We start from the raw sequence: 13,073 nt of genomic DNA, 5'->3' as shown, positions 1-13,073 counted from the left end.
TGCTGTTTCATCCCTCGTTTATTTTAAAGCTTGATTAATCTTGTATATCATTAATCGATAATGTTTACGGGTATCCTCCGATCCGGTATTCACCTTGCTCTCTAACAAAGTTTTTACTTTTCTCAAAGCATCATAATAAACATGCCCCATCGGTTCGCTTGGCGGAACTGCATCCACAGAAAATCCAAAAGCCTGTCGCTCGGCATTTTGGTAAGTCCTGGCTTGAACGTCATAAGAAGAAACTTCTTTATTCGTGTAAATTCCGACCAGACTTTCCGGTAAAACCCCATAAGTTTCCCGACTTTTCTCCTTAATAAAATCCGGAATAGGTATCATCTGGCCAGCCAGCCCGATCGAACTTCCTCCCATTCCTTTTTCTTCAATTCCGGATATACCCATAACAAAAGAAAGATAATTCAACTGTAACTTCTTATCCACCCGGGTTAAACTCTTACCTTGTCTCGTCGGCTCCCAAACAAAATTATAGATTCCATTCAGACAATCCACTTGTGTGTACGGGTTCTCTTTCATCTTGTCGGCACAACGAGCTACATGGGGAATACGTTTAAGTATCGATTCGAACATCATATCTTCCAAAACGGAAACAATATTGCCCTGCAAAGGCAAATTTTTCAAAAACTCCGGATTATTTAACCACTCCATATTCTTGATCTCTTTCATCATAAAGGCTAACGCCCGTTCTTGCTTTTCACGAGGTACAGGAGAATATCCCGGTAATTGGTCTCCCTCATAACGTTCATTCAAGTAAATACCACCAATATTAATCAACACGTTGTTCATATAACGTAAATACTGGTACATGATTTCGTTGTACATATTCTGCCGGAAAGTGAAATCCTTATCTTCATCAGCAACCCATTCATTCAAATGCTTAATCAAAAATTTCAAATTACGGATACCATACTCTGAGGCTTTCATCGCATCGTCACCTAAATCTTCCTCACATGAACTGGGATCTATTCTATAGGTGAATTGTTGTTTTCCATAACGATAAATCGGATTTCCCGATTTCTCACTGATCCAACGGTCCAAAGTAGGCACTTCCTCCTCGGACGTCTTTGCATCCAACAAGGGTGTATATAACCACTTTATAGAGAAATAATCAGCTAAACCCAAATCTGGCGGGGTCAATCTAACCCCTCTCTCCTTATCTCCTGGTTGAGCCACATAATTATTCCGGGCATAGTCCATGATGGAATAAGTCGTTCCGTATTTCTGCGTGAATGACGGAGAACGCAAAGAATCTACTGGAATCGAAGCAGAGCCCGCCATATTATGCATCAATGCTAAAGTATGCCCCACCTCGTGGGCAACAACGTACCGGATACAATCTGCGATCACATCATCACCGAGGACTACTTTCCGTACGTCCGGATCAGCCGGAGCCGTGTGTAAAAAGCGCCAATTCTGAACTAGTTCTATCAAATTATGATATAAATACACAGATGCATTAATAATCTCTCCGGTACGGGGATCAGTCCATGATGGCCCCATAGCGTTCGCAATCCAAGAGGGAGCATAACGTACGCATGAGTACTTGAGATTATCCGGATCAAATTCTGGGTCATCTTTCGGAAAATCTTTAGCCACAATAGCATTCTTGAATCCGATTTTCTCGAAAGCGGCCTGCCATCTTTCAACAGCATCTTTCACCGGCTGTTTCCAACTTTCTGGGAATTTATCGTCGATATAATAAACAATTGGTTGTTTGGGTTCCACCAATTCTCCACGCTTGTAAGCTTCCACATCAGAAGGTTCTAACCGCCAACGATTAGCAAAATGCACCTCTTTCACACTTCTTCCGTCATTACAGAATTCTGACATCTTTTGCGTGAATATATTGATCCGGGGATCAGCAATTCTCGGACGCATCGGATTCTCCGGAAGTAATATCAAACTCCGGGTCACGACAGCAGTGAATGGCATCTTATACACATAATAGTATTTCCGATCTCTCACACTCACAGAATAAGTCAACGAAGACTGAATCCCTACATTATCAGAAAAAGCTTTTATCTTTCCTACATGAGAAATCTCTTGCTTGAATTCCTTCTGCAAGGTCATTTCCTCACTTGACATGGCAGAATAGGGCGAGAAAGGACCTAGCTTTTCGTTGTCACTCACGAAATAGTCCGTTACGTCAAACAGAACCGCCGTACTATCCGTGTTATAAGTTTCAATATCAAAGTTCCCGATTATAGCCGGACGCGTACTTTCACTTAATCGTTCCGCTATATTTTTATCTTTCGTCAAATACTTCGTGGTCACTTCACGTAATTGTACCTGCGAATCGTTTTTCGTAAAAATCACATGTATCGGATCATATGGCTTTTCTCCGACACATCCGAAACGGTTATCCGTAATCGAAGTTATTGTTGACCCTAGCAACATATCCTTCTCCAGTAAATGTAAGGGGAGTTCAAAATATAATTTTCCCTCCATTTTATGCATCGTGATCAATCCCCGAACGGTCTCATATTTCTTACCTTGAAAAAACTCCTCATAGGGAGAATCTTGTTTTTTCTCAATCCTATTTTCCTGTTTGTTTTTCTTTTTGGAACGCACACTCGCATTTACCCACAAGGAAGTTCCAAGTAAAGTCAGAACAACAACTAAAATTTTAAATCTCATACACCATAATTTAATTTACAAACATTACAAACAACACAATAGTCTGCCAGGGAAATCCATTCAGGTTCCCCGGTAAACAATATTTCATACTTAATCCTTTAATTCCAATAGAAACCGTACATTACTTTAAAACGTGTATCCACAATTGATCCATAGGAAATTTCCGGATCATGATACAACACTTTAGGAACTAAATTATTCACGGCATCCCGACTAAAATTCATCACAAAAAAATGTCCGTTTTTCAGCCCCACACCGACACGCGTTCCGTCTTTTGACTCGGAATCAATAGATACAATCTCATCGGCAAACGTGTAATATTCTTCTAAAGATGCCCCGGTTTTACGGTTATACATATATAATACATTCCCCTTAGCAATCAACACATAAGGTGTAACATCGTAAGGCATCACGTTAAAAATAACCGGAGTAACACCATCAACAACTCCCCCCAAATCCAACTCTTCCTGGGTAACCTCAGCATAAGGATCGCCTCGATCTACCGACTCCACAAGAAAATCATAGCTGTATAATTGACCATCTACATCTTTCAATATAGCATAATATCCTTGATCCCATCGTCCCGTACGATAATACCCGCAATGTAAAACTTCCACATCTCCAAGATCATCCAAAGGCAAGCAATCCCGATCATAATCCTCAACGTCAAAATGTCTTATATCCCCTGCTTCCTGTTCATTAATATCCACGACAGCCAGAAAACGATTTCTGGATTTATCTATCGGACGATCGTACAGAACAGTTAAATCCATGTTGGCAGCAGGAGCTATGATTAGATTCCGCCCATCAATCTCTTCTCCCTCAAAAGTTAAAGGACGATTCAAGAACAATCCGGAATTAAACAATTTATCCGTTGTTTTTTTACGTGTATAAATTTTACCATCTTGATTCACCACAAAAGTAATCCACCTCATATCCAACATATTAATGGGTTCAAAATTAGCCGGTAGATCATTATCCAAGAACATATCTTTCATGGCAACATCCTTATGATAGGTTATCCCATCAATATCTATACATCCGTTCCCACCTTTTTGCATGATCCAGAATTGACTATTGCTCGTGTTAGACACAAAATGTTCCAACATTTTTATCGGTCCGGTACCCAGTTCTTCATTATTAACCAAGTTATACACATCCGGATGAGCTATATATTCATAAGTGATCGAACCATCCACCTCATTCTCGTTTTCATCTTCACGAATATAACTCAACATCGATTTTCCATCTTTTTCAGACAAGATCATCCATCCTCTCGCTCCATACGGAGAAGTAATATATAACGGAACTTGAGCTAAATATACAATATTGGTAACCGTGTCTTTCACACGTAACATCAAGTAGTCACGAGCCGTCGTATCTGCCTTAAATTCCAAATTACGATCCCGAGATATGATTTTTCCCAAAAAAGACCATTCAAATTTCAGCGCCTTTTGATCCTCCTTAATAGTAAACGACAATTGGGGTTCTATTTTTACAACTTCTCCCAGTACAGCACTATAAGAACGTTCATTAAACGTGATGGTGATGTCATTCATTGCTTCATAGTTATAATTTCCTTTATCATCATAACAAGCAGCTAACAGGGTTCCGATCATCACCCATAATATCATCAATTTCGTTTTCATAATCATTTATTTATTCGATTAAATAATAGGAACCTCTAAAGGCAGGTTATGTAAAGCAATATAATCCTTGAACTCTAAAGCTAATGCCCGTTTTTTAGATGGATCCATATCCGTTAGATCGGTCACTCCGGTACAACGTATAAATTCACTATACTTTAATGGTGAATACTCTCCTAAATACACCCGTTCGATCTCGTCATCCCACCACAGAGGCTGACTGGGCATATCATCAAATACGACACGAAACAAACGTTGTTCCACAAATCCCGGTTGAAAAACTTCATTTTCTTTAATCGTAAATACTAAATAACAGTTATCATCCTGTAATCTTGCAGTCCGCTTTAAAGTAATGTAGATCGTATCCTTTATCTGATGTGACGGAAATACGGGATTCAAATCCAACTCATAATCTTCCGTCGTAGCGGTTGTTAAAGAATCGACAATCTCCAGATTATACCCCATAGGTTCATCCAACGGGTCTCCGACTAACTGTACCTCACAAGCTACTTGACGAACATTATCATTCGGATAATGTGAAAAAGAAAGGAATACACTATCTTGATTCCGCATTGAAAAATAAAGTAATCTTTCTCCGCTAAAACGCTCGATATTATCCTTGTCACACGAAAAGAGTAACAAGGTTGTCAATGCCAATAATATATATCGTTTCATATGTTCCATGTTATTACATTAGTGAATAGTTTGGTTATCAGGCAACGGAAATACAAATTCAGCTTTACTATCCGGTTTTTGATTGAAACGCTTGTAGTAATAAAATGCCTGTCCTTCACACACCAGATCTTTTATAGCTTCTTTTAAAAGTTCATACTCCATCTCACTTTCATCACTAATCAACTCCTCCAATTGCCCTCCGCGAATTCCTCGTTTCATACGTACCCAGTCCAATAAAGAAATACCGTCACTAACATTTCCTAATTTATATTGAGCCTCAGCTGCGATATAATACATCTCACTTAAACGAATCATCGGGATCATATTATCCCCGTAAGAACCAGCTGTCTGTTTCATATATTTCTTTGACATCGCCCCGTCAATCGAGGTCGAAAACAATTTTTCATACCGTTGATCGTCGGAGTCATATTCATAAATATCATCGGCCAAAACAAACAGACGTGTATTACTGCTACTAGCTCCTGTCGTATAAGTACTGTAATCATCCACCATTCTCTTATTTGACAACGTAAATATCAATTCATCATAGAGTTTGTAATTATTCGCAAAATCAGTTGTTGCCGTAAAATTAAAGCAAGGATAACTGATTCCCGATTCCACAAATTTGGCATCAATCACCTCCATTGCCTGCTGATAAGCCTCTTGATGTTTACCCGCATATGAATACACTCTAGCTAATAAAGCTGTAACGGCATAATAATTCATCCGATATCCCCGATAAGTATAAAACAAATCTTTCGGTATATTCGGGTCATCAGAACCCTCACCTCCTGCCATCCGGTAGGAAGTTTTATGCCATATCATATGTTCTGCTATCGTATCACAAGCACCCACTAACTCTTTTGCTTTCAGCAAATCCCGTTCAACTTTAGAAAGAATATCCGTTACACTCAAATTCGGTTCAGAAATAGAACCATATCTCTCGTAATAAGGAATGTACCCCTTGTCATCCCCAGCTGCTTTCACCACCCGGGGAGAAGGAGCAAATAATCTCAACATATCAAAATGGATAAAGGCACGTAAAGCCAAGGCTTCACCCCATATCAAATTTCTTTCTTCTTCCCCTTCGGCAAATTTGGAAGGATCTTCCTTCTGAGCCCGATCAATCAAGTTATTACAATTAGCCACAGCATTGTAACTATTCGACCAAATACTTTGTATCAAAGATTTAATCTCTTTATCCTGATATTTGTATGACAAAGCCTTATCATAGATATGTCCGCTATTAATAGACCATGAATCATAACATTGAGCCAACACATCTAGAAACCCCCATGTCATTTCCCGTCCATATAGAGAAGTCACGGATAAATCCTTGTACACACCGTTCAATGCCGTCCGATACCCCTCTCCCGTTTTAAAGAGAGTCTCTTCATTTACCTGATCATCCGGTGCCACATCCAACCACGAATCACATGATCCTAGCGTGAACGCAAACAACACCAATCCTATTAATATTTTATTTTTCATAACGTTATCTATTTTAGAAACTAGCTCTTAAAGAAATATTTACAGTTCTCGCATATGGATAATTTAATCCTCGTTCCTCCTTCACGGAAGAGATACGGAAGATTTCGTTTGCTCCAAGCTCTAAACGTAACATACTCAATCCCCAAGATTTAATCAACTTTTGATTAAAATCATATCCCAGCGTGATAGAATTCAGTGATAACATATTATAATCCTGAACGAAACGTTCCGTTGGGTTCGTGGTTTTTATTTCATCCACACCGCTCTGTAGCGCCTTGTATTTCGCCCGGTCACCCGGTTTTTGCCAACGTCCGGTCAACACTCGTTTATCAACATTCTCATTATAAATATCCGCATTTTCCACCTTTTCCACCAATGTCGTATTATAGTGTTGTCCACCACATTCATACAAAAAGCTGGTATACAAGGAAAAATCTTTATACCGGACATTAAACCCGAACGATCCCTGAGCTTTAGGTTCAGTATTTCCAACCACAACCTGCTCTGAAGCATTCCAATCATACGTGTATGTACCATCACGACGAATCAATAACTCCTCTCCTGTTGCTGGATCAATACCTTTTGAACGCATCGCAAAAATAGACGTTGTCGATCCTCCTTCAATATATTGCGTGAAAGGTTCGGCTGTTGACCCGTCGTATTGATTCGAATTGATATAATGATCTTTTACTTGATCATTATATGCCTTCAAACTCTCGGAAATCTTCAATATTTCATTTTTATTGTGTGCCAAGTTCCCGTATAAGGCAACCATCAAATCTTTTCGGTTTACAAGAGTACTTCTGAACTGGAGCTCAAAACCTTTATTCATCATCTCCCCGATATTATCCATATACGTCGTGAAACCGGAAGCACTTGGGATCGTTACGTCATTAATCAGATCCACGGTTTTCTTCCGATAATAACTGGCTTCCAAATGGAATAAACCGTCATAAATCTGAAACTCAAAACCTAAATCTAATGTTTTTGTCCTTTCCCAACCTAAATTCTTATTTCCCAAAGCCATCAATGAAGCTCCGAAACCGGTTTGGTACCATTCGTCATTCTGAATCTGATACATAGTTTGAGCTGCATAAGGAGGGAAGTTTACTTTTCCCGTAATTCCGTATGAACCACGTATTTTTAATATATCTAACCCGTTAATACCCTTCATGAAATCATACTGGTGTATATTCAACCCTAAACCTCCGGCCCAAAACGTTGCAAAGCGACGATCCGAACCAAACTCGGAGGAACCATCCGAACGAACAGAGAAATCCATCAAGTATATATCATTATACGTGTAGTTAAGACTACCTACAAAACCGATAAGTCGAGTCCTATTCTGTGTTACCGTGGGTTTCGTCACGATCTCTTCAGCATAATTGGGAGAATTTAGCTCACCTGTCGGAAATCCTTGATACTCGGCAATAGTAGAAGAGGTCTCATTCGTACGAGCATTCATGGCCAAGTTCACATTCACATGATTTTTTCCAAAAGAACGGTTCATGGCCAATTGTACGTTCATATCAAATGCTAATCCTTTCCCGTTAGTTAAAGTCAACTCTCCAGAAGAATGATTATCAATACTCAAAGGCTTACTATTCTTCTTAGATCGGGGATCCAGAAAGTCCTTACCCTCCTCTATGGTTTTTGTTAAACTCAAAGTGCCTTTCAATTGCAACCAATCTGCAATATACCAATTCACCCCCAAATTATCCACGATCTCCTCTGTCTTATCCCGATTAAAACTAGACAATCCGGCCTCATAAAGAGGATTTGCACGTTCTTCCTCCTCTTCCCCATGCCATTGTCTCGTTACATCCAAATAATTCCCGTTTTCATCTTTATACTCATCATATGGTAATTTACGGGTATAATCCGAAAATGTCCCATAAGGAGAATCTGCAGAACGAGTCATATTGTACGAAACGTAATTCTTTATCTGTAAAGAACCAACCCGATAATCCACGTAAAATCCGGCTCCCGTTCTATCCCGGTAAGAACCCTTCATTACTCCGTCATCATTATTATACAAAAGATCTACCCCGAAACGAATATCTTGAGAACCACCTTCAATATACACGCTGTGTTTATGATTGAACACTGTACGCAAAGGTTTTGATAACCAGTAGGTATTCACCCCTTTGGTTATATTACTCAATTTACCATTATATTCTTGATCTAATTTGTATTGCTCATCTCGATCCTCACTCTTATATATCCCGGCTGCTATCTCCGTTGCAAACTTCTCCTTTGCATTCATCAAATTATAATCTGACAGATCCGGCATGTTCAAAGTTCCAGTCATACTATAAGACACGTTTACCTTTCCGGGTGTCGGGGCCACGGTCGTAATAATTACTACACCATTGGCAGCACGAGAACCATACATTGCGGTAGCAGCAGCATCTTTTAGGATTACGATACTCTCAATCCGGTTAGGATCGAAGTCGTACAATTTTTGCACACTGATCTCATATCCATCCATAATGAACGTCGGTAGATTCGGATTATTATCCAATTCAGATTTCGAAAGTGCATTCCGATCCAAATCCTTCACTCCAATTCCAGAACGACCTCTTATATACATTTCCGGAACGGCATTCGGATCTGATCCCCAGCGATTATTATCTTGAATACGAAAAGAAGGATCAAATACTTGTAAAGCTTGAATCACATTGGTCTTGGAAACTTTCAATAAGTCTTCCTTCTTAACGATCACCGAATTTCCTGTAAAACTTTCTTTTTTAATATTCGCATATCCGGTAACAACAACCTCCTGCATCTCTTTCACATCTTCCTGAAGACGAATAATAATCTCTTTTTCATCATCTTTAGGATCATTGGATAAACAGTATTCCTGTGAAGTCATCCCTACAAAAGAAAACACCAAAATAGTACTATCCATCTTAGAAACTTCTATCGAGAATTTTCCATCAATATCCGAAACCACACCAAGAGAGGTTCCTTTGATAATCACAGTTACTCCCGGAAGTTCCAATCCTTTATCATCCAACACTTTCCCCTTGATTTTCCGCATTTCCTTCTTCTCTTTATTATCATTTTCCTCTTTTTTCGAAATGACCAAAAAATCTTCCACCAACTTACACTCCCAACCACTCCCTTTCAGTGCGGCATTCAAAGCTTCTTTGGCATTCACGTTTGTCAAGTGAACCGTTACCCGATTCATGCTTTTCAATAAAGTGTTGTTATACACTACCACATACCCGGATTGGGTTTCCACCTCCTTGATAATGTCCTCAATCAAGGCATTTTCAAAGGAAATACTCACTTTTTCCTGCGCAACTCCAGTCTCAGCATGAAGCTGGAACAAAGTCACCAAAACAATCAATAATTGTAATCGCATAATTTTCCAAAATTTGGACCATACTTTTCCCGTCCGGAAAAGTTTATCCTTTAAAAATTTTTTCATAGATTTGTGTAACTATTTGTTTAAAATTCTCTCTTGCAGGAGAGGGTTATTAAAGCGAAAAAAGGGGAAGAGGCCAATCTTCCTCTTTTTCATTTTTTACTTATCCATATCATACCATCTTTTTGTATTGAAAATTTTACTGATTGAGTATTTTCTAATAATCTGAGCATAAAATCTATCGGTCTGTTCCGTAAAGCTGCCCCCGAGAAACAAACATCTTGCAAGGATTCGTCCTCAAAACGAAATTCGACATCATACCAGCGCCCCAAAGCTCGCACAATTTCTGACAACGGGGTATTGTAGAAATGGAAAGTCCCATGTCTCCAAGAGGTGTAATATTTCAAATCGACCGGATTAATTGTCACCTCACCTGATTTCTTGTCATAAACCGCCCGTTCCCCAATATTCACCTTATTTACGGTATTGTTTGCCAACAGATTGATGCGTCCAGTTTCAAGTATTGCGCAACAGTTATACTCATCCGGATAACAGGATGCATTAAACGAGGTTCCAGTAACTTCAATGGTTGCCCCATCCATCACAACATTAAATTTCCGTTTTACATCTTTCTTCACTTCAAAATAAGCCTCGCCCTTCAAACGAACTTCCCGAACATCCAAACCGAAACATAACGGGTATTCCATTTCTGTCTCTGAATTTAACCAGACTTTCGTCCCATCAGACAGTATCAACATGTATTCCCCTCCCCGAGGAACCACGATTTTATTATAAACGACCTTTTCAACTTGCCTTATGCCTCGAGAAGGGTCATAATAATTCAAAGTATTGCTCGTTCCTCGCAATAAAATTTCCTGTTCGGCTAATCCATCTCGTAAAGTGGAATCGCCTAATTGTAAAAGATCGATTTCCTGACCGTCTGATAAATAAAGAGTGGCTTTCGACATACCCGGCTGAATCTGATGGGCTATTACCGGGGACTCCATAGTCTCATTAGGAGCCATAAAATAATAAGCTATGGCAACGAGTATCAAGGGCAGAAGAATTCCAGCAGCATAACGTAACCACACATACCGATGAATGGAACGAGGTTTTATCCGCCTCATCACCTTTTCCAAAGCATTTTGCTCGTTCAATACATCATATCCTTTTACAAGTTCTCCTGATTCTATAATCGAGCGAATCTGTTCAAAGACAAGCCTATTTTTTTCAGAGGCTTCTATCCATTCTTGTAAAGAAAGTTTTTCCTCTTCTGAACAGATGCCCTGGTAGTCTCGCCATATAATATCTTCTATGTCTTCCTTTATCATCATAACAGAAATCATCTTGCTATTACTATAGAGAAGACGAAAAAAAATGGAAATGGGTGAAAGAATTTACTCGGAAACAGCAAAAAAAGCAAGAAATAATTTGAAATCATCCTTGTTTAGATTTTCACGCAAGATACGAATACTTCTAGATAGTTGTGTTTTCACCGTATTCAAAGAAATATGCATCTCGTCTGCAACATCCTTATATTTTCTGTTATTCACGCAGATTGCGGTAAACACATATCGGCATTTATCCGGAAGATTCTCTATTGCCTCCAATAATTTATCTATTTTGGAATCTTCCTCCGATTCTGCTTGAAAAAAATCTTCCAATTGGTCTGCTAAAGAGTTTACATCAACAGTATCGTATTTTTTTGCCCGGGCCAGATCAATACAGGCATTACGTACCATTCGGTACAAATAGGAACGCACGGAAATTCCTTCTGAATCTTCTTTAAATACATTCCAAAACTTAACAAATACCTCTTGCACGATATCCTCTGCCTCGGAAAAATCACCACAAAGTTTCGCCCCATACAAACATAGCGCTTTGTAATTTTTATTGAAAACATCAACAAACAATTTTTCCTTTATAGTCAAATCCGAAGACATCTATTTATACTTTATCTATATTCCATCTATCGGGGATAAAAGTATAAAATTATTCTATTTTTTCCGCCAAACAAGTAATTTTTAATTGTATACGTTTATTTCTCAACCACTAACATCATTAGAAAACAAAAGAAACGGCCCTGTCAAACAATAACAGGACCGTTCGGAATATATTCTTAGTAAAAAGACCTATACGTAATTAGTCACCCAAAGTAGCAACCATCACAGCCTTAATCGTGTGCATACGGTTTTCTGCCTCGTCGAACACGATAGAGTTCTCTGATTCAAACACTTCCTCGGTTACTTCCAATCCGTTCATTCCGAATTGTTTGTAAACGTCACGTCCTACCTGAGTTTCCAAGTTATGGTATGCCGGCAAGCAGTGCATGAATTTGCAGTTCTTGTTTCCAGTCAATTCCATAGCTCTCTTATTCACTTGGTACGGGGTCAACAATTTGATACGCTCTGCCCATACTTCTGCAGGCTCACCCATAGATACCCATACGTCAGTGTACAAGAAATCGCAACCTTTCACACCTTCTTCTACATTATCCGTGATGGTAACAGTAGCACCGGTCTCTTCTGCAATAGCCTTACAAGTAGCAACCAATTCTGCATCCGGTTGCAATTCTTTCGGAGCAACGATGCGAACATCCATACCCATTTTAGCACCACCTACCATCAACGAGTTACCCATGTTGAAACGTGCATCGCCAAGATAAGCGAAAGTTACTTTGTTCAACGGTTTGTCGGTATGCTCCATCATGGTTAAGAAGTCTGCCAAAATCTGAGTCGGGTGGAATTCGTTAGTCAAACCGTTCCATACCGGAACACCAGCGTAACGAGCTAATTCCTCAACAATAGCCTGACCGAAACCGCGGTATTCAATACCATCGTACATACGTCCCAATACACGAGCCGTATCTGCCATAGATTCTTTTACCCCAATTTGAGATCCTGAAGGACCAAGATAAGTTACCTGGGCTCCTTGATCGTGAGCAGCTACCTCGAAAGCACAACGGGTACGAGTAGAAGTTTTCTCGAAAATCAAAGCGATGTTCTTACCTTTCAAACGAGGTTGCTCGGTTCCTGCATATTTTGCTTTCTTCAGATCAGCAGCCAGGTCCAACATGTATTTTATCTCCTTCGGACTAAAGTCCAATAACTTTAAAAAGTTTCTGTTTCTCAAATTAAAAGCCATAACTTTATTTATTTTAGATTTATGATTTTAGATTCCAAATTCAAGGACTCCATACCTTGTATTAAAATCAGGTCAAAATTACAATATCCAAT

8 protein-coding genes are annotated in these 13,073 nt (G+C 39.2%); all 8 read right to left on the bottom strand.

Annotated elements, in window-relative coordinates:
- Positions 1 to 18 precede the first annotated feature (18 nt).
- Complete coding sequence (locus I2I33_RS17265; RefSeq protein WP_087421596.1) at positions 19 to 2,652, bottom strand: zinc-dependent metalloprotease; 2,634 nt, start codon at positions 2,650 to 2,652, stop codon at positions 19 to 21.
- A 98-nt stretch (positions 2,653 to 2,750) separates the two neighbouring features.
- Positions 2,751 to 4,301, bottom strand: coding sequence for a PKD-like family lipoprotein (locus I2I33_RS17260; RefSeq protein ID WP_162613819.1), 1,551 nt, complete (start codon positions 4,299 to 4,301; stop codon positions 2,751 to 2,753).
- 18 nt (positions 4,302 to 4,319) lie between these two features.
- Entirely contained in the window at positions 4,320 to 4,973 is a 654-nt protein-coding gene (locus tag I2I33_RS17255) for a DUF4843 domain-containing protein (RefSeq protein ID WP_162613818.1), read from the bottom strand.
- A gap of 18 nt (positions 4,974 to 4,991) precedes the next feature.
- Positions 4,992 to 6,464, bottom strand: coding sequence for a RagB/SusD family nutrient uptake outer membrane protein (locus tag I2I33_RS17250; RefSeq protein WP_087421593.1), 1,473 nt, complete (start codon positions 6,462 to 6,464; stop codon positions 4,992 to 4,994).
- A gap of 13 nt (positions 6,465 to 6,477) precedes the next feature.
- Complete coding sequence (locus I2I33_RS17245; protein WP_087421592.1) at positions 6,478 to 9,900, bottom strand: SusC/RagA family TonB-linked outer membrane protein; 3,423 nt, start codon at positions 9,898 to 9,900, stop codon at positions 6,478 to 6,480.
- Positions 9,901 to 9,989: 89 nt separating this feature from the next.
- A complete protein-coding gene (locus I2I33_RS17240) occupies positions 9,990 to 11,171 on the bottom strand; it encodes a FecR family protein (RefSeq protein WP_158572061.1) in 1,182 nt (393 codons plus the stop codon).
- Between the two features lie 63 nt (positions 11,172 to 11,234).
- Entirely contained in the window at positions 11,235 to 11,780 is a 546-nt protein-coding gene (locus tag I2I33_RS17235) for an RNA polymerase sigma factor (protein ID WP_087421590.1), read from the bottom strand.
- A gap of 199 nt (positions 11,781 to 11,979) precedes the next feature.
- Positions 11,980 to 12,981: an ornithine carbamoyltransferase gene (locus tag I2I33_RS17230; RefSeq protein ID WP_087421589.1), complete on the bottom strand. Its 1,002-nt coding sequence runs from the start codon at positions 12,979 to 12,981 to the stop codon at positions 11,980 to 11,982.
- Between the last annotated feature and the right edge of the window lie 92 nt (positions 12,982 to 13,073).

Origin of the sequence: Butyricimonas sp. BSD2780061689_150309_C8, assembly GCF_015560935.1 — a bacterium.
Lineage (GTDB): Bacteria > Bacteroidota > Bacteroidia > Bacteroidales > Marinifilaceae > Butyricimonas > Butyricimonas paravirosa.
Note: the sequence above shows the minus strand (reverse complement) of the source record. Positions and strands in the feature narration are given on the sequence as shown.

Coding starts and splice junctions, on each gene's coding strand:
- I2I33_RS17245 (WP_087421592.1), bottom strand. CDS start 9,900: ATGAAAAAATTTTTAAAGGATAAACTTTTCCGGACGGGAAAAGTATGG.
- I2I33_RS17250 (WP_087421593.1), bottom strand. CDS start 6,464: ATGAAAAATAAAATATTAATAGGATTGGTGTTGTTTGCGTTCACGCTA.
- I2I33_RS17260 (WP_162613819.1), bottom strand. CDS start 4,301: ATGAAAACGAAATTGATGATATTATGGGTGATGATCGGAACCCTGTTA.
- I2I33_RS17240 (WP_158572061.1), bottom strand. CDS start 11,171: ATGATGATAAAGGAAGACATAGAAGATATTATATGGCGAGACTACCAG.
- I2I33_RS17235 (WP_087421590.1), bottom strand. CDS start 11,780: ATGTCTTCGGATTTGACTATAAAGGAAAAATTGTTTGTTGATGTTTTC.
- I2I33_RS17230 (WP_087421589.1), bottom strand. CDS start 12,981: ATGGCTTTTAATTTGAGAAACAGAAACTTTTTAAAGTTATTGGACTTT.
- I2I33_RS17255 (WP_162613818.1), bottom strand. CDS start 4,973: ATGAAACGATATATATTATTGGCATTGACAACCTTGTTACTCTTTTCG.
- I2I33_RS17265 (WP_087421596.1), bottom strand. CDS start 2,652: ATGAGATTTAAAATTTTAGTTGTTGTTCTGACTTTACTTGGAACTTCC.